Here is a 25423-nt window from a genome sequence, read left to right on the forward strand (position 1 = left end):
TACATACAATGTAGTCATATCGACACGGTTCATCTTATAGTCGTTAAGACTACATGGAGTCATTATGACCGCAACCGCCCTGCTGACCTCCCTACTGCCACTGGTGGCCGATCTGTCCCGCGAACTGCCTGAAGGCGAACGTTATCGGCGCCTGCTCGGCACCTTGCGAACCCTGCTGCCCTGCGATGCGGCGGCGTTGTTGCGCCTGGACGGCGACTGCCTGGTGCCGCTCGCCGTGGATGGCCTGAGCACCGATACACTGGGCCGGCGATTCCGGGTCAGCGAACACCCGCGCTTCGAAGCGCTGCTGGCCAACCCACAGCCCACCCGCTTCGCCGCCGACAGCGGCCTGCCCGATCCCTACGACGGACTGGTCGAGGGGCTCGCCGAGCATCTGGAGGTTCACGACTGCATGGGCTGCCCGCTGTTCGTCGACGAGCGGCCCTGGGGCCTGCTGACCCTGGATTCGCTGGATCCGGAGCGCTTCGAGCCCATCGACCTGAGTGCCCTGCAAGCCTTCGCCAGCCTCGCCGCCGCCACGGTCAGCGCCGCCGAGCGCATCGAGCGCCTGGCCCTGAAGGCCGAGGACGAGCACCGCCGCGCCGAGGTCTATCGCCAGGCCAGCGGCCAGCAACCTCGCGACATGGTCGGCCAGAGCAAGGCCCACAAACGCCTGGTGGAAGAGATCACGCTGGTGGGCAGCAGCGACCTGACGGTATTGATCACCGGCGAAACCGGCGTGGGCAAGGAACTGGTCGCCCAGGCCATCCATGCCGCGTCGAAACGTGCCGAGCAGCCACTCATCAGTCTCAATTGCGCCGCCCTGCCCGATACCCTGGTGGAAAGTGAACTCTTCGGCCATGTACGAGGCGCCTTCACCGGGGCCACGAACGACCGGCGCGGCAAGTTCGAACTGGCCGACGGCGGCACCTTGTTTCTCGACGAAGTGGGCGAGTTGTCCCTGGCCGTCCAGGCCAAGTTGTTGCGGGTACTGCAAAGCGGCCAACTGCAACGCCTGGGCTCGGACAAGGAACACCGGGTCGATGTGCGCCTGATCGCGGCCACCAATCGCGACTTGGCCGAGGAAGTGCGCAACGGCCGTTATCGGGCCGACTTCTACCATCGCTTGAGTGTGTACCCGCTGCAGGTGCCGGCGCTGCGCGATCGTGGACGTGATGTGCTGCTGCTCAGCGGTTTTTTCCTGGAGCACAACCGTTCGCGCATGGGCCTGGGCAGCCTGCGCCTGACCGGCGACGCCCAGGCCGCGCTGCTGGCCTACGACTGGCCAGGCAATGTGCGCGAACTGGAACACCTGATCGGCCGCAGCGCCTTGAAGGCCTTGGGCCGGTGCGCGACGCGCCCGAAAATCCTCAGCCTCAGCGCCCAGGACCTGGATTTGCCCCAGGCGCCTGTGGACAACCCCACTCCTTCGTCCATCAGCCCGGCGTCGACCGCGCAGGGCGTAACGGGGGACTTGCGCGAAGCGGTGGACGAGTTCCAGCGCACGCTGATCGCTGCCTGCCTGGAGCGTCACCAACACAACTGGGCCAGCGCCGCCCGGGAGCTCGGGCTGGACCGGGCGAACCTGGGGCGGATGGCCCGGCGGTTGGGGCTGAAATAATCCCGTCTGTTGCCGCCGACCGCTGTTGTGGCGAGGGGATTTATCCCCGCTGGGTTGCGAAGCAGCCCTGAAACCTCTCGCCTCGGAGTGCCAGACTAAATGCGTTCAACCTTTCTGGGGGGGTTGCTACGCAACCCAGCGGGGATAAATCCCCTCGCCACAAATAAATCCCCTTGTCACAGATAAATCCCCTTGCCAGAGATAAATCCATTCACCACAAGGTGTGTACTCACAGGTCATTGACTTGAAATTGACTGTCGGCGGCTTTCGCCCTAAAGCCTGCCCCCGACAAGTCGATAACCCAATATCAAAAGCTGTTTTGGCGAGCGGTATGCTCGCCCCACCTTTTTCCACAGAAGGTTTTTATGTCTTCCAACAAAGCCCGCGCAGATTCACTTTCGCTTCTGCTGTTTACCTTGCGCAGCGGCAAGCTGATGGCAATCAACCTGCTCAAGGTCAGCGAAATCATTCCCTGCCCACCATTGACCAAGCTGCCGGAGTCGCATCCGCACGTCAAAGGCATCGCCACCCTGCGCGGGACATCGTTGTCGGTGATCGACCTGAGCCGCGCCATTGGCGAGCGACCGCTGGAAGACCCGGATGGTGGCTGCCTGATCGTCACTGACGTCAGCCGCTCCAAACAGGGTTTGCATGTGCAGGCCGTGAGCAAGATCGTGCATTGCCTGACCACCGACATCAAACCACCGCCCTACGGCTCCGGCGGTGTGCGTTCGTTCATCACCGGCGTGACCTCGGTGGACGGCACGCTGGTGCAGGTGCTGGACATCGAAAAGGTCATCCACGGCATCGCGCCAGCGCAGATCGAAACCGCGCCGACCGAACTGAGCATGGAAGACGCCGAGGTGCTGGGCAACGCACGGATCCTGGTGGTCGATGACAGCCAGGTCGCGCTGCAGCAATCGGTACACACCCTGCGCAACCTGGGCCTGCAATGCCACACCGCCCGCAGCGCCAAGGAAGCCATCGAATGCCTGCTGGACCTGCAAGGCACGGCCGAACAGATCAACCTGATCGTCTCCGATATCGAGATGTCCGAGATGGACGGCTATGCCCTCACCCGGACCCTGCGCGAAACGCCTGACTTCGCCCACCTCTACGTGTTGCTGCACACCTCGCTGGACAGTGCCATGAACAGCGAAAAAGCCCGGCTGTCGGGTGCCAACGGCGTGCTCACCAAGTTCTCTTCACCGGAACTGACCAAGTGCCTGATCACGGCGGCCAAGGCCGTTGCCGAGCAAGGTCACTGAGTCATCTCGGTTGCTCGCTTCTGCGTTCCAGCGCGGGAGCGATCACCGTCCGACAACCTCAGGCATACTCTTGTCCTGGCTTCCCGGAACAAGGCTCCCTGATGAAAATCCGTCTGTTGATTCTCCTTGGTCTCACCGTCCTGGCCTCCCAGGCTCATGCCTCCAGCCCGGACGCCTGGGCCACCCACGATAAAGCCGTGCTGGCCAGTTGCATCAAGGCCAGCAGCTTGAAGAGCGCTGAGCCGGTGGGTAGCGCCGCTCAATTCGACGACCGGGTCGGCTACACCGCGCTATTGCTGCAAGGCCAATATCCGCAGGAACACATGAAAGGGGCGATCGGCACCGAGTTGTGCCTCTACCGCAAAAAAACCAAAACCGCCTACGTGACCGAGTGGGACTCGATCCACCCTGCCGCTACCGACCGGTGAGTGGCGCATAACTTGCTTCGCACGGTCCATCACGGCGTTTTTCTGTCGCCGTCCCCAGCTTTCTGCGACCGGGCGCTCAATGAACACAACGTTTTCCTGTGTAGGGTGCGGCAAATGCTGCACCGATCACCACGTCCCCCTGACCCTCGACGAGGCCCGGATGTGGGCGGACGACGGCGGCCAGGTGATTGTCCTGGTGGAAGCCTTCCTGCCCAATGGCCTCGGCCTGCCGGCAGGGCAACGCGAGCATGCCGAACGACGCTCGGCGGTGGTCCGTAGCGGCACAAGCGACGCGCTGGTGGCGATCACGCTCGCCGCTTATAACGTGGGTCGTTGCCATAATCTGGACGACGAAAACCTGTGCCGCATCTATGAGCGCAGACCCTTGGTGTGCCGCATCTATCCCATGGAAATCAACCCACACATCCCGCTCAATCCCGCCGCCAAGGATTGCCCACCGGAGTCGTGGGAAACGGGGCCGCAGTTGATACTTGGCGGTGAATTGGTGGACCAGGAACTGGCCCGGTTGATCGAGCGTTCACGCCAGGCCGATCGTGAGGAAATCGCGATCAAGGAACGCATCTGCATGTCCCTGGGTATCCACACGACGGCGTTGAAGGGCGACGGATTCACGGCCTACCTGCCGAACATGGCTGCGTTTGCCGCCGCCATCGATCAAGCCCGCTCTCGGCCGTTGGACCAAGCGGCTGGCGAATGGCAGTTCCACCTGTCCGGCGAGGATGTGGCCAACCAGGTCTCGGCCAGCGGCGCGCGGGTGGTCACTGAAGCACCCGTCACCTACGCGTTCATTTCCCTGCGAGCCGCCTGAGTCTGTAAAGATCCCCCAGAGGACTGGCGGCGCTGCGATTACACCCTCCCCTCTCGCCTAACCCGCGCCATGAATGTTAGCGTGCTTGGTATTCCCTGCAGATGAGCCTTGCACGATGAAAAAAACCGTACTTGCCTTCAGCCGTATCACGCCCCCCATGATCGAACGCCTGCGCCAGGACTTCGACGTGATCGTCCCCAACCCGTCGAACGGCGACATCAACGCGCAGTTCAACGAAGCCTTGCCTCACGTCCACGGGCTGATCGGTGTCGGTCGCAAGCTCGGCCGCGAGCAACTGCAGAGCGCCACGAACCTGCAAGTGGTCTCCAGCGTGTCGGTGGGCTACGACAACTATGACCTGGCCTACTTCAATGAGCGCGGGATCATGCTCACCAACACCCCCGACGTACTAACCGAAAGTACCGCCGACCTGGCCTTCGCCCTGCTGATGAGCAGCGCCCGGCGCGTGGCCGAACTGGACGCCTGGACCAAGGCTGGCCAATGGCAGGCGACAGTCGGCCCGCAACTGTTCGGCAGCGATGTACATGGCAAGACCCTGGGTATCGTCGGCATGGGCAATATCGGCGCGGCCATTGCCCGGCGTGGCCGACTTGGATTCAACATGCCTATCCTCTACAGCGGCAACAGTCGCAAGACTGAACTGGAAAACCAACTGGGCGCACAGTTTCGCGAATTGGATCAGTTGCTGGCCGAAGCGGACTTCGTCTGCCTCGTCGTACCGTTGAGCGAAAAGACCCGCCACCTTATCGGTCAGCGTGAACTGGGCCTGATGAAGCCGAGTGCCATCCTGGTCAACATTTCCCGGGGCCCTGTGGTAGACGAACCAGCGTTGATCGAAGCGTTGCAGAACAACCGCATCCGCGGTGCCGGGCTGGATGTCTACGAGAAAGAGCCATTGGCCGAATCGCCGCTATTCCAGCTGAAAAACGCCGTGACCCTGCCCCACATTGGCTCGGCGACTCACGAAACCCGTGAGGCCATGGCCAATCTGGCTGTGGATAACTTGCGCAGTGCCTTGTTGGGCGAGCGACCAAAGAACCTGGTCAACCCGCAAGTCTGGAAGTAAACCTTCCGCAAAAGTCCCCGGCGGAACACACCGTGGCGAGGGAGCTTGCTGTGGCGAGGGGATTTATCCCCGTTGGGCTGCGCAGCAGCCCTGATCCGGCTGATGTGGTCGACCTGACTCACCGAGCTGTCAGGGTTTGGGGCTGCTCCGCAGCCCCACGGGGATAAATCCCCTCGCCACAGCAAGCTCCCTCGCCACGGGGTTATCGCCAGGCGTTCTGTCTCAGCGGGCACCCAGCGCGACATTCGTCGCCACCGGCCGCGGCTTGCGGAACACCAGCACGTTCCCCAGCATCACCAGGACCAACCCGACCAGCGCCGGCGCGGTCCACTGATACCCTTCGGCAAACGCCGAGACATTCAACGCCACCACCGGGAACAACACGGTGCAATACGCCGCCCGCTCCGGGCCCATGCGTCCCACCAGCGTCAGATAGGCCGTAAAGCCGATCACCGAACCTGGGATCACCAAGTACAACAGCGAGCCGATGTAGCGTGTGCTCCATTCCATGTCGAACGGGATGCCTTTGAACGCACACCACACCGCCAGCATCGACGCGCCATAGGCCATGCCCCAGGCGTTGGTGGTCAACGGCTTGAGGCCCGCCTTCTGCTGCAGGCTCGACAGCATGTTGCCCGCCGAAAAACACAACGTCCCCAGCAGCGCCAGTGCCAAACCGAGCACCGTTTGCGGGCTTGCGCTGTGGCCGGCCAGTTCCGGCCAGAACAGCAAGGCCAGCCCCGAAAGCCCCAGGCCGCCCCCCAACAGCACGTTACGGGCAATCCGCTGACCGAAGAACACGCGGGCATTGAGGGCGTTCCAGAGCGTGGCGGTGGAAAACACCACAGCGACCAACCCACTGGGAATCCACTGGCTGGCAGTCAGGAAGCACATGAAATTAATGCAGAACAAGCACAGGCCCTGGGCAACGCAAATCAAATGGCCGCGCCGATTCATCACCTGCAAGCGCCGGCTGAGCAAGAGCATCGCAAACAGGATCAGGGCTGCAAGGCCGAAGCGATAGACAATCGACACGGGAATGGCGACGACGCCCAACTGCAATTTCAGGGCAATCCAGGTGGTGCCCCAGATGAGCACGGTAAGCAGGTACAACGAGAGGTTCATGGTGACGGCTCCTGACAATGACGCTCAGTGTCCCGCTGCCATTGACCCGGCGCTTGCGTAAACTTGCGGTTTTGTCGGCTGACAGGCTGGCACGGATCGACCGACAGAGTAGGATGCAAGCGTTGGAGAACCGATCATGTCCACACTGCAAACCCTACAAGTCTTTCAAGCCCTCAACAGCTCGCCCAATGCTCGCCTGGAGCACAGCGCCGAGCTCGGGGACGGCATGGCGGCCGCTTTGTGGAGCAACCACCACGACGCCCGGGACTACGAGGCGCCAACGCACCATACGCTGTCGTGCTACATCGCTGGCGGCACCGGTACGTTTCGCCGCGAGCGGCCCGATACCACAGGGGCGCCGGGCAAACTTTGCGTACTGCCCGCCGGACATGAATCGGCCTGGGTCATTAACGGCGACATTCGCCTCGCCCATCTGTATTTCAGCGCTGAACAATTCGCCCTTGGGTGCATCACGCTACTGGACCGCGAACCCCGGCAGGTGCAACTGCACGAAGAGACCTTCCTCGACGACCCGCGACAGGCACAGCGTTTTCGCCAGTTGATCGCGCTGAACTGGGACGAACCCGGTGAACGCCTGCTGACCACCAGCCTGGCCCATGACTTGCTCAATCACCTGCTGCTCAGCCAGGTCGGCCAACGCCAGGGACTTCGCCTCAAAGGCGGCCTGGCCGCTCATCAGCGGCGGTTGCTGGTGGATTACGTCGACAGCCACTTGGCCGATGCCATCAGCCTCGGCCAATTGGCGGCGTTGTGTGCGTTGTCCGAATACCACTTCGCGCGGATGTTCCGCGAGAGCTTCGGACTGCCTCCTCATCAATATGTGCTGGCCAGACGCTTGACCTGCGCGCGGCATTTGCTGCGCACCACCTCACAACCGCTGGGCGACGTGGCGCTGGCCTGCGGATTTGCCAGCGCCAGCCACTTCACCAATCGTTTTCGCCAGACCTTGGGGGCAAGCCCCGGGGAATATCGACAGGCATTCTTGCGCTAGGCACCACCGCGCTCCGGTCAAATGAAACAACCAGGCACTGATCCCGATTGCCGTAGCCACTGCCGCGCCCCTACAATGCGAACAATTCTTGTTCTCTAGCACAGCTTAGCGCTGTCGGGATGTTCCTCGTTGCCGCCTGCACACACCGTCGAAGTGCTCTACAACGCCCATCACAGTTGGCTCAACAGCTGGTTGCGAAGAAAACTCGGCTGCCCCGACAGTGCCGCCGACCTGACGCAGGACACGTTCATGCGCGTACTGACGACGCGCGATCCGCAGCCTGTCCTGGAACCCCGCGCGTTCCTTACGACTATTGCCAAGCGCGTACTGTTCAACCATTACCGCCGCCAGGACCTGGAGCGCGCCTACCTCGACACCCTCGCCCAACTGCCGGAGCAGGTGGCGCCGTCGGAGGAAGAACGGGCAATCATCCTGCAAACCCTGACGGAACTGGATCAACTGCTCGATGGGTTGCCGCGAGCGGTCAAGCAGGCGTTTCTGCTGGCCCAGGTCGATGGCCTGACCTACAACGAAATCGCCCGTGAACTGGGGATTTCCCTGGCAACGGTCAAGCGCCATCTGAACAAGGCAGCGATGCGCTGCTACTTTGCTTTATGACCCCGTCGATCAATGGCGCACCTGACGTCAGCGCCCAAGTTGCCGAGCAGGCCGTGCACTGGCTCCTGGAAATACAGCAAGGTCCACTCGACACCCGCCAGCAGCAAGCCTGGGAGCAATGGCTCGATGCCCATAGCGAACATCGCCGCGCCTGGGAACATATCCAACGGGTCAATCAACGGCTGCGTAGCGTATCCCCTGCGCTAGCCCATGCGGCCCTCAATGCACCGAAGTCCGCCATGCGGCGGCGGGCACTCAAGACGTTGCTGGTACTGGGGGCCGGCTCAACGTTGGCCTGGGGCCTGCGTGAGCGCCAATGGCTGCCACCCTTGATGGCCGATTTCCGCAGCCCGGTGGGCGAACGGCGTCGCCTGATGCTGGATGACGGCAGCCAGTTGCAGCTCAACAGCGGCAGCGCGGTCGACGTTCGCTTCGACGCTCAACGTCGCTTGATCCGCCTGCTGGAGGGTGAACTGTTGTTGACTGCGGCCCGGGACCCCAGGCCCCTGTATGTACTGACCGCCCATGGCCGGCTGGAAAGCCGCAACGCCCGGTTCAACGTACGTGAATATCCGGAACACACCCAAGTGGCGGTGTTTGACGGCGAGGTGGACATTCGCAGCCGAAACGGCCCGTCGTCGTTGCTGGGCACATCACGGCAACTGAGCCTTGGCATCAACGGCGCCGGGCCCGCCACGGCGCTGGATGCCAACAGCGGTGCCTGGACGGAGGGCATGCTGATAGCCGCGCACATGCGCCTGGCGGACTTTCTCGACGAACTCGGCCGGTATCGCCGCGGCCAATTGCGCTGCGACGAGGCGGTCGCCAACCTGTTGATCTCCGGAACTTATCCGCTGGACAACAGCGAACGAATCCTCGATCTGCTGGAGGTCAGCCTGCCGGTAAACGTACGCCGCTTTACTCGCTATTGGGTCTCGGTCGAGGCTCGCGCTTGAACCATGATCGTCTTGCCAGAAAAAAACACGCAACCGTGAGCCGTTTTCCCGGACTCGGGTGACAGAGAAGGAAAGCCACTTCGATACAACCTTCTCGGGATCCTCATCCATGCCGCAGCAACCTACCCGCCTCACCCCGCTCGCCCGTACCGTGCGTCAATGGCTCCTGGGGGCCAGCTTGAGTTTCGTCGCACTGCCTTGTGTACAGGCTGCAGATGCCAAGGCCTATCACATCGCGCCGTCATCACTGGAAAATGCCCTCAATCAGTTCGGGCGGGAGGCCGGGGTGTTGATTTCCTTCGGCTCGCAGACGACCGCTGGTCTGCAGAGTCGTGGCCTGGAAGGCAGCTACAGCCCAGAGCAAGGGCTCAGTGCGCTGCTCGAAGGCACAGGCCTGCAAGCCCGGCCCGAGGGAGATAATGCCTTCAGCCTGCAGCCGGCCACCACCACCGCGCTGGACATCGGCACCACCACCGTGGTCGGAGACTGGCTCGGCGACGCCGCGCAGGCCAATGTCTTCGAACACCCCGGCGCCCGTGACGTTATCCGCCGTGAAACGTTCGAACGCCAGGGTGCGACGCAGGCGCGGGATGTGCTCAATCGCATTCCCGGCGTCAATGCACCGGAAAACAATGGCACCGGCAGCCATGACATGGCGCTGAACTTCGGTATTCGCGGGCTCAACCCTCGCCTGGCTTCACGCTCCACGGTGCTGATGGACGGCATCCCGGTGCCTTTCGCACCTTACGGCCAACCGCAGCTATCGTTCGCGCCGGTCAGCATGGGTAACATGGACGCGGTAGATGTCGTGCGCGGCGGCGGCGCGGTGCGCTACGGCCCACAGAACGTCGGCGGCGTGGTCAACTTCGTGACGCGGGCGATTCCCGATGCACCCACGATAAAAGGGGGCTTGCAGACCGAGACGAGCCCGTCCTCCAGCCATGACGGCTTCAAGACCTCCTCCAATCTGCTGGCCGGCGGCACCGCCGACAACGGCTTGGGCGGTGCCCTGCTGTATTCCGGCACCCGCGGCGGCGACTGGCGCGAACATAGCGACACACAAATCGATGACCTGATCCTCAAGGGCAACTACCAGTTGGACGAGGCCAACAGTTTCAATGCCATGGCCCAGTATTACGAAGGCGAGGCCGACATGCCCGGCGGCCTGAATGTGGCCGACTACGATGCCGACCCGTATCAATCCACGCGTCCGAACGACCGCTTCTGGGGCCGTCGCACCCTGGTCAATGTCGGCTACCGCTACCAACAGGACCGCCGGGAATTCACCGCCAGCACGTTCTTCACCAAGACCTTGCGCAGCGGCTACCTGGACCAAGGCACCTTCCTGTCCCTGTCACCCCGTGAATATTGGGTACGCGGCCTGGAAACCCGTTTCGCCCAGGGTTTCGACCTCGGCCCGACCAGCCACGAGGTTGGCATCGGCTATCGCTACATCAACGAGGCCGGCCACGAACTGCGATACCGCACGCCGATCGCCAGCAACGAATTGCCGACAACCTCCAGCCGCAACGACCGTGATACGCGCGGGGGCACCGAGGCCAATGCATTTTTCATCGATGACCGGATCGACATCGGAAAATGGACCATCACGCCGGGTGTTCGCTACGAAATGATCGAATCCCAGCAGACCAACAACCTGACGAATGTGAAGTACAAGGGCGACTACAACACGGCCTTGCCGGCATTGAACGTGCTGTATCACCTGACCGATGAGTGGAATCTGTATGCCAACACCGAAGGCTCGTTCGGCAGTGTGCAGTACAGCCAGATGCCCAACCGTGTCAGCAGCGGCGAAGTGAAACCGGAAAAGGCCCGCACCTGGGAGCTTGGCACCCGCTATGACGATGGCAACCTGCGGGCGGAGATCGGCGCGTTCCTGATCAACTTCGACAACCAGTATGAAAGCAATCAGACCAACGATTCGGTGATCGCCCGAGGCGAGACTCGCCACCAAGGCATCGAAACCAGCATCAACTACGCCCTTGATGGCCTGAGCCCTGCACTGGCCGGTTTCGACGTGTATGCCACGTATGCCTTCGTCGATGCCACCATTCGTGAAGACGGACCGAACAAAGGCAACCGCGTGCCATTCTCTTCGAAGCACAAAGGCACACTGGGCGTGGGTTATACGGACGGGCCGTGGAAGCTGAACCTGGACAGCACCTATCAGAGCGCGCAGTTTGCCGACAACGCCAACACCCGGGCTGAAAGCGCCGACGGCAGTACCGGCAATATCCCCGGCTACATGCTGTTCAGCAGCCGCGCTGCCTATGATTTCGGCCCGCAACTGTCGGACCTGAACGTGGCGGTGGGCGTGAAGAACATCTTCAATACCCAATACTTCACCCGCTCGTTCGACGACAACAACCGAGGCAAGTACGTGGGGGAACCGCGCACGGTGTATGTGCAGACGTCCGTGGCGTTTTGATTCGGGGCTACGGTGAACCGCTGAAACAAGACGGGCCTGCGATTGCAGGCCCGTTCGGTGAGTGACTTCAAGCGATCGGGCTCAGCCGTTGAGGGCGGCCCGTTCGTTCTCCAGGAATTCTTCTTCCAATAGCGCATCGGCCAAGGCAACGGATTCGGTCGGTGTCGCAACGGCGGCGCGCTTGCCGCGCAGTTTGCCGAACAAATGCTCCAGGGCATTTTCAAGTTTGGTGGCCGCGCCTTCGATCGCCAGTTCCAGCGATTCGGCCTTGTGCGTCACGGAAATTGGCTGATGACCCTTCGGCCGTGCTTCAAGCTGGCAACGCAGGTCATGGGGACCCGGCTTGTCGCCGTTCTCGTCTCGCAAATGAACCTCAACCCGTGTCAGGTCCTCTTCATAACGTTCGAGCGTGCTTTCGATGGTAGTACGTACCCACTCCTCCAGTCGGATGCTGCTTTGAATATGGTTATCGCTATTGACTTGGATTTGCATAGTTCATCCCTTATTTCAGCTAGCTCGCCGGGGGCCGTCGACGTTGATGCAACGGCCCCTTGAATACAGAGTCGGGCTGGCGGAAGAACAATTCAACCCCTAAAAAAAGATAAATATTCATACGCAAATAAAGCCAGACAACAGGCAAAAGCGCTGTTAATGTCGGGAGTTGCCCCTGCCCTGCCTACCCACCGTAAATCGCCTCCCCACCTGCACCGTCAGCGAACATCCGCGCGTTATTGCCCCGAAACGGGCAGCGACCACAGCCGCATTCCAGAGCGTTCGGCGCCCAGGCTCCGTGATCATTGTCCGACAGTTTTTCCGGCATGCCACTTGCTAACTCCCTGTAGGAGCTGTCGCAGGCTGCGATCTTTTGATCCTGAGGCCTGCCTGGCCCCTGGAATCTTGAGCTGAACACGATCATGGAATGGCCGGTGGTCCGGCGTTGCGAACTAATCCCGATCATGGCCGGTCAACAACTGCACGTTCAATCAGGCGGTGACGCATCATGGACAACCCTTTTCAGATCATTACCGACGCCTTTGCGCCGCATTATCAAATCAACCTGAGCATTCAGGGCCTGGACGGCAGCATCATGCTGACCCTGTCCAAGAGCGGGCGCATCGTCGCCAAACGCATGATCAGCGCCCTGCAGCGCAACGACCCGGAGCGTCTCAAGCGCCTGGTGCAAAGCATTCAGTTCGGCATCGCCATTGAGCAGGGCCACAGCGCCGTGGCCATCCTCGAAGCCATGACCGGCGGTGACAGTATCAAGCTGCCGCCACCGCACGCACAGGGGCCGGCGCCCTCTGCCGCCGGGATCTAGATTTCTCCTTTCTCCACCTCGGCATGTTCGCTGGAACCCGCGCCGACCTTGCGGTGCGGGTGCTCGATCTTCACCGAGGGGAACTGCGACGAAGCGTAGCGCACCACCAGGATCGCAAACGCCAGCAGCAGGATGCCACCGCACAAGTAGATGATCCCCAGGTCTGGCGGGCTGTGATGGGAAACGTTGGAAATCAGCAGCCGCGTCAGCGCCGTGATCGCCACGTAGATCAAAAACCGCACCGGCATGTGGTTGGTCTTGAAGTAGATCCCGACCATCGCCCCCAATTCCAGATAGATGAACAGCAGCAGGATGTCATCGATCTTGATGTGTCCTGCTTCGATCATCTGCAAGAATTCCATCACCGCCGCCCACGCGGTCACCGCACCAATGGCGAACAGGGCCAGGTAATGGAAGGTCTCGACGAACAGGTTCCCCAGGGACTCGGCCAGTTGATGGACGTTCTGGCGCAGGGTCTCGGCCCAGTTGATTTTCACGATGTAGTTTCCTTAGGTCGACTCGACCGGATGATGCGGGTTGGACGTGACGGTTGTTCTGCATGCAGAAAAAAGGCCAGCGACTGAAGGTGAGATGGCGATAGGCTGGTATCCGGCACTTTTGGGAGCTTCATTCGCCGTATCGCGAGCAAGCTCCCACACCAGCTTTTCTCCCACAAGCTTTGCCCTCACATGCCGAAACCGGTCTACATTAAAAAGCCACTATCCAAAGCAACAGGATTCGCTTATTCTTTTGCCTGTATATAAATACAGTAGTCACAAAGACAACCAATGTGAAGGCATGTGAGGTGGTGAATGGCCGTCGAAGTGGTATACCGCAGCAGCCGAGATCTGGAGCGCTTGTTCATGGATAAAGCCGAAGCTGACCGTCATGACAAAATGCTGGAACTCGCCGAATTGCTGGCAGAAGTGTTGCAAAAAGCCGTTCCATCGCTGAGCGAGCAACAGGTCGAGGAAGCCGGGATCTACATGGCGAAGAATCGTGATGTGTTCGCCAAGGCGTTCAAGAGCCAGCCGGACGCCTTGTCCGAACTGCTCAATCCGTCGAACGAATAACTAAAAAGATCGCAGCCTTCGGCAGCTCACACAGGGAATACACCGTGCGGGAGCTGCCGAAGGCTGCGATCTTTTCAGTAATAACGGCGCGGATCCGAATCGATCAGGCTCGCCAGCTTGGTCAGGGCGAAACGCAGTTCGTCCTGGCTGGTGGGGGACATCAACACCAGCCGTACACAGCGAGTGGTGCCTGAGCGCTCAGCCTGGAACTGGGTGCCGCTGAGCACCAATACGCCGTTGGCCCGGGCGAGCATGGTGAACTCATCGCTGGTCCATGGCTCCGGCAGCGTCAACCAGACGTGATAGGAATATGGCTGGGTCTTGAGCTCGAAATTGGCAAAGATTTCCCGGGCGATCGCTTGTCGCCCCGCCGCCTCGTTGCGCTGGATGCGAATCAGTTTCTTGTCCAGGCCTTCGGTAATCACATTGCTGGCCAACTGCGCGGTCAATGGCGACGGCATCCAGACGCTGCTGCGCACCATCGAGGTCAGGCGCGACAGCAGTTTTGGCGGGCTGTAGATATAACCGACGCGAAGCGCCGGCATGACCGATTTCGACAGGCTGGTCAGGTACACCGAACGGTCCGGCGCAAAGGCCGACAGCGGCTTGATCGACGGATCGGTGGCCAGGAAGCCATAGATATCATCGTCCAGGATGATGAAGTCGAATTCCTCGGCAAGCGCGGCGATCTGGGCCCGGCGCTTCTGCGACATGATCGCCGCCGTCGGATTCTGGCAAGTCGCCACGCAGACCAGCATCGCCGGCTTCTCTCGCAGGCACAGCTCGCGCAACGCTTCGGGAATGATGCCTTCGTCATCCATTGGCACGCCACGCAGGCGACGCTCAAGACCGTGGGCCAGGGAAATGATGCCCGGGTAGCAAAGCGCTTCGCAGAGCACCAGGTCACCGGCGTTGGTCAGGGCGCTCATCGCCACCATCAAGCCATGCTGGGCCCCTGCCGTAATCACCACTTGCTGCCATTGCGCGTCGGGCAATGAATGACGCAACCATTGCGCCCCCGCCTCGCGATGCGCCGGGTGACCGCCATCCGGCGCGTAATCCAGTGCGCGAGCGAAATCGGTGCTCTTGGCCATGCCCACCAGGGCGCCACGCAACCAGTACTCCAGGGTTTCGCTGTAGGGCTTGATGATCGAAAGATCGAGCAGTTCGGATTGCCCCAGGTTCAGTGGCGCGGCGGCACTGTTGCTGGCCGGCAGCTCCAGCTGCTTCTGGTTGAGCACGTAAGTGCCACGCCCCACCTCCCCCTGCACCAACCGACGCCGATGGGCCTCGCTATAGGCCCGACTGATGGTGCCCGGCGTGACATTCAAGGTGGTGGCCAACTCCCGCAAGGTCGGCAGGCGATCGCCCTCGTTCAGCACGCCGTTGTTGATATCGCGCGCCAACGCATCGGCAATCGACAAATACATCGGTTGGCTGAACTCGCTTAGCTGGGGAACCCACATGAATGATCACTGCCCATCGTAGAAATGATGAATATCCGAGCATATCACATGGAGGTTAGGCAACTAATAATTCGACACAATCGACACATTGAATCGATTGATACGATTATTGAATCGTTTTTCAATGCGACATGAAGAAAAATTTATTAGAAATAATATTATTTAAAATCAAATAGTTAATTCATAAAAATCGCAAAAATAGCCTGTCATGGCAGAAAAATATCTCGTAACAATCCCGCTCCCTATTGAATCAACTCAATTCATTCAAATACACTGATCTCGAATCGAAGCAATCGACTCAATCATTCACTGCGCGCTTCTGTCGCGCCAAGTCGAGACATCATGGACACATTCAGAAAGGATCTATCTCTGTCGGCGATCATCGCGGGCTTCATCGCCGTGATCATTTCCTACGCAGGCCCACTCATCATCGTGTTCCAGGCAGCCAAGGAAGCGCACCTGCCCAATGACGTGGTGTCTTCATGGATCTGGGCCATTTCCATTGGCAGCGGGATTACCGGCCTGTTCCTGAGCTGGCGCCTGCGTGTTCCGGTCATCACCGCGTGGTCGACACCGGGTGCAGCGTTACTGGTGTCGATGCTGCCCACCGTGACCCTGCCCCAGGCCATCGGTGCCTATGTGGTGGCGTCGATGATCATCGCGTTGGTCGGCCTGTCCGGTGCGTTCGACAAACTGATGAGCCGCCTGCCCAAGGCCATTGCCGCCGCCATGCTCGCCGGGATCCTGTTCCGCTTCGGCGCCGAGCTGTTCACGTCGATCAAACTGCAGCCGGCGCTGGTGTTGGCGATGATCGCGGCGTACCTGATCTTCAAGCGCTTTTCGCCACGCTACGCGATCCTGTCGGTGCTGATCGTCGGTTGCGCGGTGGCCGCCTCGTTCGGTGAACTCAACAGCACCTCGATCACCATCGCCGTGGCCCAACCGGTCTTCATCGCCCCTGAATGGAACTGGCATGCAATCATCAACATCGGCCTGCCCCTGGCGCTGGTGACCTTGACCGGCCAGTACGTGCCAGGCATGGCGGTATTGCGCACCTCGGGCTACAACACGCCAGCACGCTCGATCATTTCGGTCACCGCGATTGGCTCGATCCTGATGGCCCCGTTCGGTTCCCACGGTTTGAACCTGGCGGCCATTACCGCAGCGATCTGCACCGGCCGCGAAGCCCACGAAGACCGCGACAAACGCTACATGGCCGGGATCGCCTGCGGGGTGTTCTACATTCTGATGGGTACCTTTGGCGCCACCCTGGCCTCGGTGTTCTCCGCACTGCCGAAAGAATTGATCGCTTCCCTCGCCGGTCTCGCCTTGTTCGGCGCGATCAGTGCCGGGCTGACCGGCGCCATGGCTGACGAGAAACAACGCGAAGCGGCACTGATCACCTTCCTGGTAACGGCTTCGGGCATGAGTTTCCTCGGCCTGGCCGCCGCGTTCTGGGGCTTGATCTTCGGCCTCGTGGCGCACTTCGTGCTGACCTACACCCGCGAACGCAAAGCCGCCGTTATTGCCGAGGGCAGCCGACCATGACCACTCGTTACGACTTCATTGTGGTGGGTGGCGGCATCGCCGGCGTGTCTGCCGCTTATGAGTTGGCAGCCCATGGCAGCGTCTGCCTGCTCGAACAGGAACAGCAACTGGCCTATCACACCACGGGGCGTTCAGCCGCGATCTCGATGGAAAGCTACGGCAACCAACAGATCCGCTCACTGACCTGCGCATCCCGGCGCTTTTTCGAGAACCCGCCCGAGGGCCTGGCCGAGCATCCGCTATGGTCGCCCCGGGGCGCGCTGATCGTGGCCCAGGCGGCACGGGTGGACAAACTCAAAGCGCGTTTCAGCGCCGTCCTGGGGCAAGTGCCCACGGCCGAGCTGCTCGACGACAAGCAAGTGCAGGAGCTGGTCCCCTACCTCGCCGAAGGCGCCTGGAGCGCCGGGATCTACGAGCCCAGCGCCTTCGATCTGGATGTGCATGGCATCCACGGCGCCTACCTCGGTGGGCTGCGGGCCCGCGGTGGCGTGATCAAGCGCGAGACCGAAGTGCTGCGCGGCGAATATCGCGACGGGCACTGGCGCTTGCACACCCAGGACGGCCAGCAATTGCAAGCAGCCATCGTGGTCAACGCCGCCGGTGCCTGGGCCGATGAATTCGCCGAGCGCTGCGGCGTGCCCAAGGTCGGTGTCCGACCATTGCGGCGCACCGTACTGGCGGTCGATCCACAGTGCGACGTGCACCACACGCCCTACCTGGGCACGGTCGACGAGGACATTTTCATCAAGCCTGAAGCCGGGCGGCTGATCGTCTCCCCCTGCGATGAAAGCCCTTCGTTGCCCTGCGACGCACTGCCGGAAGAGCTTGACCTGGCCATCACCATGGATCGCCTGCAAAACACCACGCGCCTGCGTCCGCGTTCGATCATCAACAAATGGGCGGGCCTTCGAACCTTCGTCGCCGACCGCTCGCCGGTGCTCGGCCAGGACCCACAGCAAGAGAGTTTTATCTGGCTCGCCGCCCTCGGTGGCTACGGCATCCAGGCTGCGCCCGCCATTGCACGCCTGTGCAGCCATGCGGCGCTGGGCATCGCGATGCCGGACGACCTGGCGGCGCTGCAGCTCAACTATCAGCATTTTTCCCCGGCCCGTTGCCGCGATGAGGAATTTTCCAGCCAGGCCGTCAAGCAGGTTGCCGATTTGCACTAACCCCCATCCCACTTAACAAGGAACGTCACTATGCAAACCACCGCTCAAATCCAGCCCGCCGCCAAACCTTTCCTGGGCGAAGAGAACGTCATTTTCACCGACAAGGCGCCATTGCCGCTGGGTACCTATTCCCAGGGCATCAAGGTCAGCCACGGGCAGACCATCTACCTGTCGGCACAGACCCCGGTCTCGGCGCTGAACAACGAAGTGCTGGCCAAGGATTTCGAAGGCCAACTGCGCCAGACCCTCGACAACCTGGTGCAAATGGCCGAAGCGGCAGGTGGCACCCTGGCGAACGTGGTCAAGGTCACGGCGTTCATCACTGACTTGAGTGAGTTCCCGACCCTCAACCGCGTCATGGAAGAGTACTTCACCAAGCCCTACCCGGCCCGCACCACCGCGGGCGCCAGTGCACTGGCACGCAACACCCTGGTTGCCATCGACGCCATCATGGTGATCTGAAACACCTTCTGTCAGCGGAGTGCCCGTCGGTCTGGTGAGCTGGACCGACGTTGGCAAGGAAAGCACCAGCACAGCGTACTTTCGGAGGGTGACATGAAAAATTCGTACAGAGAGTATGTATTGCAGTGCCTGGTTTGCGATCGAAGCTACCAGCCCCATGAGGTCAGCTATTACTGCCCTCATTGCAAAGTCGATGGTGCCCTGGACGCGCTTTACGATTACCCGGCACTCAAGCGCGAATGGTCCCGGGACAGCCTGGCCCATGACCACGCCCGTGGCATGTGGCGCTATGACCGCTTGATGCCGTTGAGCTCGACGCAGTTCATTCCACCGTTACTGGTGGGTAACACGCCGCTGTACTCGCGCCCGGAATTGCTCGGCAAGGGCGCCCGGATCAAAGTCTTCGTAAAAGACGAATCGCGGCAACCGACCGGGTCGTTGAAGGATCGCGCCAGCGCCCTGGCGGTAGCCCACGCCCTGCAATCCGGTGCACGCACCGTGGCAGTGGCCAGCACCGGCAATGCCGCTTCGGCATTGGCCGGGATGAGCGCCAGCCTGGGCTTGCACAACGTCATTTACCTGCCCAAGAGCGCGCCCCGTGAAAAGCTCGCGCAGATGCAGGGCTACGGCGCCGAGATCGTGCTGGTCGACGGGCAATATGACGAAGCCTTCGAACAATGTCTCAACGCCTGCCAAGAGCACGGCTGGTACAACCGCACCACCGGGATCAACTCGTACATGAGCGAAGGCAAGAAGACCGTCGCCTTCGAGATGTGCGAACAACTCCACTGGCAAGTGCCGGACCTGGTGTTCGTGCCCGTCGGCAACGGTTGCATCCTGGGCTCGGTCTACAAAGGCTTTTTCGACTTGCTGCAATTGGGCTGGATCGAACGCATCCCTCGCCTGATCGGCGTGCAGGCCGAGCACAGCAACTTCATGTACCGCGCCTGGCGCAACGACCGCTCGATGCAGAAAACCGAGCGCCGCCCCCCCACCAGCCTGGCCAGCAGCATCAATGTGGCGCTGCCGCGTGATCGCCTCAAGGCCATGCGTGCGGTCACCGCCAGCGGCGGTGAGTTCATCTGTGTCAGCGATCCGAGCATTGTCGCCGCCGCCTCGAGATTGGCCGCCAGCACCGGCGTGTTTCCAGAAGCCGGCGCCGCCAGTGCCTTCGCCGGTCTGCTCAAGTACGCCGAAACACACCCCGACACACCGCAAACCGCCGTGATCCTGATCACCGGCAGCGGTTTGAAAGACACCTCCATTTTTCTATCCGACTCGACCAAAAGCCAGCCACGGGTGTTGCCGCATCACGTGACTGCGCCGCTGGCCGAGGCGCTTATCTAGGGAATCGCACCATGAGCCTGCAAAATTTCGACCCCACCCTTGCCCGCCTGATCGACCGCGAGCGCAACCGCCAGGAAACCCACCTGGAGCTGATCGCTTCGGAAAACTATGTCAGCGAGGAAGTGCTCCAGGCCCAGGGTTCCGTGCTCACCAACAAATACGCCGAAGGCTATCCGGGCAAGCGTTACTACGGCGGCTGCAAGGTCGTCGATGAAATCGAGAACCTGGCCATCGAACGCGCTCGCAAGCTGTTCAACTGCGAATACGTCAACGTGCAGCCGCACTCCGGCTCCCAAGCCAACCAGGCGGTTTTCCTGGCGGTACTTGAACCCGGCGATACCATCCTGGGCATGTCCCTGGCCCATGGCGGCCACCTGACCCACGGCGCCTCGGTGAATTTTTCCGGCAAGATCTACCGGGCATTTTCCTATGGCCTGGACACGGAAACCGAAACCCTCGACTACGAAGAAATGGAAGCCCTGGCCAGGGAACACCGGCCGAAGATGATCATCGCCGGGGCCTCGGCCTATTCGCGGACCATCGACTTCCAGCGCTTTCGCAAGATCTGCGATGAAATCGGTGCCTACCTGATGGTGGACATGGCGCACTACGCCGGCTTGATCGCCGCGGGCGTCTATCCGTCGCCGGTTGGCATCGCCGACTTCATCACCTCCACCACCCACAAGACCTTGCGCGGCCCGCGCGGCGGCCTGATTCTGGCCAAGGCGCAATATGGTGCCCTGCTCGACAAGACGATTTTCCCGGTGTACCAGGGCGGCCCGCTGATGCACGTCATCGCCGCCAAGGCCGTGGCGTTCAACGAAGCCTTGGGCGACGGGTTCAAGCATTACCAGCAGCGGGTGATCGACAACGCCCGCGTCATGGCCGACGTCCTGACCCGACGCGGCTTGCGGGTGGTGTCCGGCGGTACCGATTGCCACATGTTCCTGCTCGATCTGCGCTCGATGAACATCACCGGCAAAGACGCCGAAGCGTTGCTGGAAAGCGCCCATATCACCTTGAATAAAAACGCGATCCCCAACGATCCGCAGAAACCGGCCATCACCAGCGGCATTCGCATCGGCACGCCGGCGCTGACCACCCGTGGCTTTGGTGAGGCGGAATGTGCCGAAGTCGCGAACTTGATCGCCGACCTGCTGGAACAGCCGGACAACGCAGCACGCCTGGACAACACCCGGCGTCGAGTGATGCATTTGTGCGAATGCTTTCCGGTGTATCTGTTGAGGTAAGCCAACATCCGTCGGTTAAGCGCAATGCAATAGAGGCGAGCACAAACCGTGGCGAGGGAGCTTGCTCCCGCTGGGCTGCGAAGCGGCCCCATTGGATCACCGCGACCGTTCAGGCAGACCGCGCCAGCCGGTTTTACGACGGCTGCGCCGCCGAGCGGGAGCAAGCTCCCTCGCCACAGGGTTGGTGTTTTGTTGGCGGGAATAGTCAGTCTGGGAGCACCAGAAAAAACCTGTGGGAGCGAGCTTGCTCGCTCCCACAATTGGCTTTTCAGCGGTACAACAAACGCTCCGCCAGCTCATCGGCCACCCGGGCCGGTGAGCGCTTCTCCGCCTGGGCATGGGCAAAGACTTCCGTGAGCCGGGCACCGATCTTCGACAAGTGCGCGGTGATCGTCGACAGCTCTTCGCCGCGATGTTTCAGGGCGACGTAGATCAGGCCACCGGAGTTGATCACATAGTCCGGCGCATAGAGGATTCCACGTCTTTCCAACTGGTCGGCCACTTGCAGGTTGCTCAACTGATTATGGGCCGAGCCGGCAACGGCCGAGCAGCGCAGTTGTGCCACGCTTTGGCTGTTGAGCACCCCACCCAGCCCGCAAGGAGCAAGGATGTCGCAGGGCGTGCTGAGCAGCGCGTCGTTGGCGATCGGATGGGCGCCGAGTTGCTCCATCGCCAATTGCACCTTGCCTGGGTCAATGTCACTGACCAGCAGCTCGGCACCTGCGGCGTGCAGTTGTTCGGCCAGGGCATAACCGACGTTGCCCAGGCCCTGGATCGCCACCCGCAGGCTTTCGAGGTTATCGCTGCCCAGGCGGGCCATGGCGGTGGCACGAATACCGGCAAAAACCCCCATCGCCGCGTGGGGCGCAGGGTCTCCCGAGGCGGTGGTGCTGGTGACATGGCGAGTCTGCTGGGCGATGCAATCCATGTCGGCCACTGACGTGCCGCTGTCGATGGCCGTGATATAGCGACCGTCCAACTGCTCGATACAACGACCAAAGGCTTCGAACAACGCTGCCCGACTCTCGACATGGGCGGGGCGCATGATCACCGCCACCCCGCCACCCACCGGCAAGCCGGCCAGCGCCGCCTTGTAACTCATGCCTTGGGCCAGGCGTACGGCATCGGCCACGGCACTTTCGTCGTCGGGGTAGGCAAGATAACGACAACCCCCCAGGGCGGGCCCCGGACGACTGCAATGAATGGCAATCACCGCCTTCAACCCGGTTGCCGGGTCTACGCTTAGGTGCAGCGATTCAAGGCGGGAGCTTTGCATGAGAGCAAACATCGAAAGGCTCCCGAATCACTTTTGTTTGTTTCGCCAGTATAGGCGCGCAGTCGAAATTTGCTGGAGCACGCAGGAATAAGTCGCCACGGTGCTCAGTCTTTTTCGGCATAACCTGTCATAGCCTCTGTCCGAGACTGGACGAAAATCCACGGCAGGGCTAAAACGGGAGCGTAGCCCGGAGAGTTCGATGAAACCGCGCCAAGCCTTTTTTGATTGTCTGCACCGCTCCCCACCGGCGCTGTTCGAAGCGGCGCTGTGGATCGCTGCCGAACATGATCGCGAGGTCGACGTACCGGCCTTGCTGAAGGATTTCAAGGAGCTGCAACAGCGGGTCAGCCATGGCCTGCCGATGCTGCCTGTCAGCGAACTGGGCCAGCCCTTGCTGCGACGGCTCAATGACTTGGGCTTCGCCCAGGACGACTTCACGCCTCTGCGACCACGAGCAGCGTTGCTGGACAAAGTCCTGGCACGCAAACGCGGGCAGCCCCTGGCTCTCGGGCTGATTGCCCTGGAACTGGCCCGAGGCCTGGAAATTCCGATGGTCGGTGTCAATTTCCCCGGACATTTCCTGTTGAAGGTACCCGGCGCCGATCACCTGCTCGATCCGTGCGGCGGCCGTCGGTTGTACCCCAATGACTGTCGGGAACTGCTACAGCGCCAATACGGCGCGAACATGCAGCTCAAGGCTGAACACCTGGTCAATGCCGAGCCGATGCAGATGCTGCAGCGCCTGTCGCGCAACCTGCGTCAACTGCATCTGGCGAACGACGATTACATCGCCGCCTTGATCGACGCCGAACGGGTACTGGAACTGGGCAACGCCAGCGCCGCCGACTACCTGGCCCGCGCCAGCCTGTACCAGCGACTCGATTGCCCCAACGCCGAGCGCTTCGACCTGGAGCATGCCCTGATGCTCAGCGACGATCCGATCCAGCGAATCCGGTTGACCGAGCGGCTGGGGCATTTGCCGCCGAATTCGGTTGTGCACTGAGCCGGGGACTTTGTTCAGGAGCGATGACGGCCCTGTGGCGAGGGAGCTTGCTCCCGCTCGGTTGCGCAGCAACCGCCGAAAAGCTTGGGGACGCTTCGCGTCCCAGCGGGAGCAAGCTCCCTCGCCACAGGGGATCACCTGGTTTTCAGAACCGTGTGAAGCCCTCAGGGGGTATCCGGCTGATTCGCCGGGTGCGCCTGTTGGAACGCTGGATGCCCAGCCGCCAATGCCGCGACCCGACGAATCCGTGGATACGCCTGCAAAGACACATTGAACCGCTCAGCCGCGTACAACTGCGGGATCAGGTACACATCCGCCAGCCCCGGCGCTGCACCGAAGCAATAGCCGTCGTCACCCATCAACTGCTCCACGGCCGCCAATCCCTGGCTGATCCAGTACCCGATCCACTCCGTCACCTGCGTTTCATCGTGGCCCCACTGCCGCAATTTGTTGAGCACGCTGACGTTGTGCAGGGGGTGAATATCGCAACCGATCAGCGCGGCGACGCCACGCTCATGGGCGCGCACCGTCAGGTCGGCGCTGAGCAGCGGCACCTGTGGATAACGCTCCTCCAGGTATTCGATGATGGCGGGCGATTGCACCAGCAGCGCGCCCTCATCGGTACGCAACGCCGGCACCCGGCCCTGGGGGTTGATCGCCAGATAGGCCGGCTGGCGATGCTCGCCCCCTGGCGCAGCGATCAAGTTGACGGGCAAGGTCTGGTAATCCAGCCCCTTGAGCGCCAACGCAATGCGCACCCGATAGGACGAGGTGGAGCGGTAGTAGGTGTAGAGTTCCATGCCCTGCCCCTCAACGCGCCGGCAGGATCTTGCCCCGGCACTCGCCGAAGCCGATGGAGGCGAAACCCTCGCGGCGGCAACGGGCCCGCAAGATGATTTCGTCACCGTCCTCGAGGAATCGGCGCACTTCGCCAGACGCCAGTTCGATCGGTTTTTTACCGCCTTCGGTGATTTCCAGCAGGCTGCCGAATTGATGGTTTTCAGGGCCCGACAAGGTGCCCGAGCCAAACAGGTCGCCGGCCTGCAACTGGCAACCGTTGACGCTGTGATGCGCGACCATTTGCGCCACGGTCCAGTACATGTACTGGGTGTTGCTCAGGGTCAGGCGCTGGGCCGGCAGGTTTTGCTCGCCCATGGCCTCGGTCAGCAACAGGACTTCCAGTTCGATGTCGAAGGCACCACCGGCCTGGTCACGCTTGTCCAGCAGATACGGCAGCGGTTGCGGATCGCCTTGCGGGCGTGCCGGTTGCGGGCGACGGAACGGTTCCAGGGCTTCAGCCGTTACCACCCATGGCGAAATACTCGTCAGGAAACTCTTCGACAGAAACGGCCCCAGGGGCTGGTATTCCCAGGCCTGGATATCCCGGGCCGACCAGTCGTTGAGCAGGCAGAACCCGCCAATGTGCTCGGCGGCATCGCCGATGGGGATCGGTTCGCCCAGGGCATTGCCCTTGCCGATCCAGATGCCCAGCTCCAGCTCATAGTCCAGCCGTGCACACGGGCCGAACGTCGGCTCGGTCTGGCCGGCCGGCAGGGTCTGGCCCTTGGGACGACGCACGTCGGTGCCGGACGGGCGAATGGTCGAGGCGCGACCGTGGTAACCGATGGGGACGTATTTGTAGTTGGGCAGCAACGGATTGTCGGGGCGGAACAGCTTGCCGACATTCTGCGCATGCTCGATACCGACGTAGAAGTCGGTGTAGTCGTTGATCCTGGCCGGCAGGTGCATCTGGCAGTCGGCAGCGAGGAGCAGCAGTTTCGCGCCCAGGGCTTCGACCTTGCCCCGCAGGGGGCTGTCCTCGCGCAGCAGTTCCAGCAGTCGCTCACGCAGGGCAACCCGGGCGCCTCGGCCAAGGTCGAAAAACCCATTCAACTGGCCGTCGGCCATGGCTTCGACAGCTTGGCGTGCCGCGCCGTCAAACAAGCCCGCGTGCAGCGCCGCCTGCAAATCGAAAATCCGCTCGCCAATCGCCACGCCGCTGCGCAGGGCACCGCCATCGACACTGAAGATACCCAATGGCAGGTTCTGCAACGGGAAGTCCGCATGGCCGTTGGCACAGGCGACCCAGCTACGGGCAGGGGAAAGTTGAGTCATGGG

24 protein-coding genes are annotated in these 25423 nt (G+C 61.5%); 17 read left to right on the top strand and 7 right to left on the bottom strand.

The annotated features are described in order from the left end of the window. Positions 1 to 64 precede the first annotated feature (64 nt). From norR to BM300_RS10995, 5 genes are all read left to right on the top strand, one after another. Positions 65 to 1621, top strand: coding sequence for a nitric oxide reductase transcriptional regulator NorR (gene norR, locus BM300_RS10975; RefSeq protein ID WP_092462857.1), 1557 nt, complete (start codon positions 65 to 67; stop codon positions 1619 to 1621). A gap of 365 nt (positions 1622 to 1986) precedes the next feature. Next, positions 1987 to 2889 (top strand): chemotaxis protein CheV, encoded by a 903-nt coding sequence (locus tag BM300_RS10980; protein WP_057451776.1) that lies wholly within the window; start codon positions 1987 to 1989, stop codon positions 2887 to 2889. 101 nt (positions 2890 to 2990) lie between these two features. Next, positions 2991 to 3317: a hypothetical protein gene (locus BM300_RS10985; RefSeq protein ID WP_072344311.1), complete on the top strand. Its 327-nt coding sequence runs from the start codon at positions 2991 to 2993 to the stop codon at positions 3315 to 3317. A 79-nt stretch (positions 3318 to 3396) separates the two neighbouring features. Then, positions 3397 to 4146: a YkgJ family cysteine cluster protein gene (locus BM300_RS10990; RefSeq protein WP_092223725.1), complete on the top strand. Its 750-nt coding sequence runs from the start codon at positions 3397 to 3399 to the stop codon at positions 4144 to 4146. 115 nt (positions 4147 to 4261) lie between these two features. Then, positions 4262 to 5233: a 2-hydroxyacid dehydrogenase gene (locus BM300_RS10995; protein ID WP_063324456.1), complete on the top strand. Its 972-nt coding sequence runs from the start codon at positions 4262 to 4264 to the stop codon at positions 5231 to 5233. A 222-nt stretch (positions 5234 to 5455) separates the two neighbouring features. On the opposite strand, the gene BM300_RS11005 is transcribed toward BM300_RS10995, so the two are convergent. After that, positions 5456 to 6358 carry a DMT family transporter gene (locus BM300_RS11005; protein WP_092462859.1) on the bottom strand — a complete coding sequence of 301 codons (903 nt, stop codon included), beginning with the start codon at positions 6356 to 6358 and terminating at the stop codon, positions 5456 to 5458. 136 nt (positions 6359 to 6494) lie between these two features. Here BM300_RS11005 and BM300_RS11010 point away from each other — a divergent pair, with 136 nt between their 5' ends. The 4 genes from BM300_RS11010 (at position 6495) to fecA (ending at position 11393) form a co-directional block, all read left to right on the top strand. Beyond that, a complete protein-coding gene (locus BM300_RS11010; protein ID WP_092462861.1) occupies positions 6495 to 7370 on the top strand; it encodes a helix-turn-helix domain-containing protein in 876 nt (291 codons plus the stop codon). 129 nt (positions 7371 to 7499) lie between these two features. After that, positions 7500 to 7988 carry a sigma-70 family RNA polymerase sigma factor gene (locus BM300_RS11015; RefSeq protein ID WP_092149430.1) on the top strand — a complete coding sequence of 163 codons (489 nt, stop codon included), beginning with the start codon at positions 7500 to 7502 and terminating at the stop codon, positions 7986 to 7988. Further along, positions 7985 to 8944: a FecR domain-containing protein gene (locus BM300_RS11020; RefSeq protein ID WP_092149427.1), complete on the top strand. Its 960-nt coding sequence runs from the start codon at positions 7985 to 7987 to the stop codon at positions 8942 to 8944. Before BM300_RS11015 ends, BM300_RS11020 begins: the two co-directional genes overlap by 4 nt. 109 nt (positions 8945 to 9053) lie before the next feature. Then, positions 9054 to 11393 carry a TonB-dependent Fe(3+) dicitrate receptor FecA gene (gene fecA / locus BM300_RS11025; protein ID WP_092346030.1) on the top strand — a complete coding sequence of 780 codons (2340 nt, stop codon included), beginning with the start codon at positions 9054 to 9056 and terminating at the stop codon, positions 11391 to 11393. Positions 11394 to 11474: 81 nt separating this feature from the next. Here the strand turns inward: fecA and BM300_RS11030 are convergent, their stop codons facing one another. Then, positions 11475 to 11885, bottom strand: a complete 411-nt coding sequence (locus BM300_RS11030) for an HPF/RaiA family ribosome-associated protein (protein ID WP_092223736.1) — start codon at positions 11883 to 11885, stop codon at positions 11475 to 11477. A gap of 508 nt (positions 11886 to 12393) precedes the next feature. Between BM300_RS11030 and BM300_RS11035 the strand changes: the two genes are divergently transcribed. Then, entirely contained in the window at positions 12394 to 12711 is a 318-nt protein-coding gene (locus BM300_RS11035) for a DUF3509 domain-containing protein (RefSeq protein ID WP_063324449.1), read from the top strand. Here the strand turns inward: BM300_RS11035 and BM300_RS11040 are convergent. Beyond that, positions 12708 to 13208 (bottom strand): phosphate-starvation-inducible protein PsiE, encoded by a 501-nt coding sequence (locus BM300_RS11040; protein ID WP_063324448.1) that lies wholly within the window; start codon positions 13206 to 13208, stop codon positions 12708 to 12710. The genes BM300_RS11035 and BM300_RS11040 overlap by 4 nt on opposite strands. 315 nt (positions 13209 to 13523) lie before the next feature. Here BM300_RS11040 and BM300_RS11045 point away from each other — a divergent pair, with 315 nt between their 5' ends. Beyond that, positions 13524 to 13784 (top strand): YebG family protein, encoded by a 261-nt coding sequence (locus BM300_RS11045; protein WP_063324447.1) that lies wholly within the window; start codon positions 13524 to 13526, stop codon positions 13782 to 13784. 74 nt (positions 13785 to 13858) lie between these two features. Here BM300_RS11045 and BM300_RS11050 read toward each other — a convergent pair whose 3' ends face one another. Then, positions 13859 to 15250, bottom strand: a complete 1392-nt coding sequence (locus BM300_RS11050; RefSeq protein WP_058543599.1) for an aminotransferase-like domain-containing protein — start codon at positions 15248 to 15250, stop codon at positions 13859 to 13861. Positions 15251 to 15592: 342 nt separating this feature from the next. Here BM300_RS11050 and BM300_RS11055 point away from each other — a divergent pair, with 342 nt between their 5' ends. The 5 genes from BM300_RS11055 to glyA all read left to right on the top strand — a co-directional run bounded on the left by BM300_RS11055 (position 15593) and on the right by glyA (position 21026). Then, positions 15593 to 16798, top strand: a complete 1206-nt coding sequence (locus tag BM300_RS11055) for a benzoate/H(+) symporter BenE family transporter (RefSeq protein WP_063324446.1) — start codon at positions 15593 to 15595, stop codon at positions 16796 to 16798. Further along, the gene (locus BM300_RS11060) at positions 16795 to 17967 is read left to right on the top strand and encodes an NAD(P)/FAD-dependent oxidoreductase (RefSeq protein WP_092462863.1); all 1173 of its coding nucleotides are present in this window, start codon (positions 16795 to 16797) and stop codon (positions 17965 to 17967) included. The genes BM300_RS11055 and BM300_RS11060 overlap by 4 nt, the downstream gene beginning before the upstream one ends. 30 nt (positions 17968 to 17997) lie before the next feature. Beyond that, a complete protein-coding gene (locus BM300_RS11065; RefSeq protein WP_003205417.1) occupies positions 17998 to 18429 on the top strand; it encodes a Rid family detoxifying hydrolase in 432 nt (143 codons plus the stop codon). Between the two features lie 93 nt (positions 18430 to 18522). Continuing rightward, positions 18523 to 19776 (top strand): threonine synthase, encoded by a 1254-nt coding sequence (gene thrC / locus BM300_RS11070; protein ID WP_092223742.1) that lies wholly within the window; start codon positions 18523 to 18525, stop codon positions 19774 to 19776. An 11-nt stretch (positions 19777 to 19787) separates the two neighbouring features. Continuing rightward, on the top strand, positions 19788 to 21026 hold the full coding sequence (gene glyA, locus BM300_RS11075; protein ID WP_063324443.1) for a serine hydroxymethyltransferase: 1239 nt from the start codon (positions 19788 to 19790) through the stop codon (positions 21024 to 21026). A 268-nt stretch (positions 21027 to 21294) separates the two neighbouring features. Here glyA and BM300_RS11080 read toward each other — a convergent pair whose 3' ends face one another. Beyond that, on the bottom strand, positions 21295 to 22314 hold the full coding sequence (locus tag BM300_RS11080) for a Glu/Leu/Phe/Val dehydrogenase family protein (protein WP_003205422.1): 1020 nt from the start codon (positions 22312 to 22314) through the stop codon (positions 21295 to 21297). Positions 22315 to 22501: 187 nt separating this feature from the next. On the opposite strand from BM300_RS11080, the gene BM300_RS11085 reads away from it, so the two are divergent. Next, the gene (locus tag BM300_RS11085; protein WP_063324442.1) at positions 22502 to 23305 is read left to right on the top strand and encodes a SirB1 family protein; all 804 of its coding nucleotides are present in this window, start codon (positions 22502 to 22504) and stop codon (positions 23303 to 23305) included. A 164-nt stretch (positions 23306 to 23469) separates the two neighbouring features. Here the strand turns inward: BM300_RS11085 and maiA are convergent, their stop codons facing one another. Together maiA and fahA are read right to left on the bottom strand one after the other, a co-directional pair. Next, positions 23470 to 24105: a maleylacetoacetate isomerase gene (maiA, locus tag BM300_RS11095; RefSeq protein WP_092462867.1), complete on the bottom strand. Its 636-nt coding sequence runs from the start codon at positions 24103 to 24105 to the stop codon at positions 23470 to 23472. 10 nt (positions 24106 to 24115) lie between these two features. Next, positions 24116 to 25420 carry a fumarylacetoacetase gene (gene fahA / locus BM300_RS11100; protein WP_092149403.1) on the bottom strand — a complete coding sequence of 435 codons (1305 nt, stop codon included), beginning with the start codon at positions 25418 to 25420 and terminating at the stop codon, positions 24116 to 24118. Positions 25421 to 25423 lie beyond the last annotated feature (3 nt).

The organism is Pseudomonas sp. NFACC46-3 (assembly GCF_900114515.1).
In the GTDB taxonomy this organism is placed as follows: Bacteria; Pseudomonadota; Gammaproteobacteria; order Pseudomonadales; family Pseudomonadaceae; genus Aquipseudomonas; species Aquipseudomonas fluorescens_Q.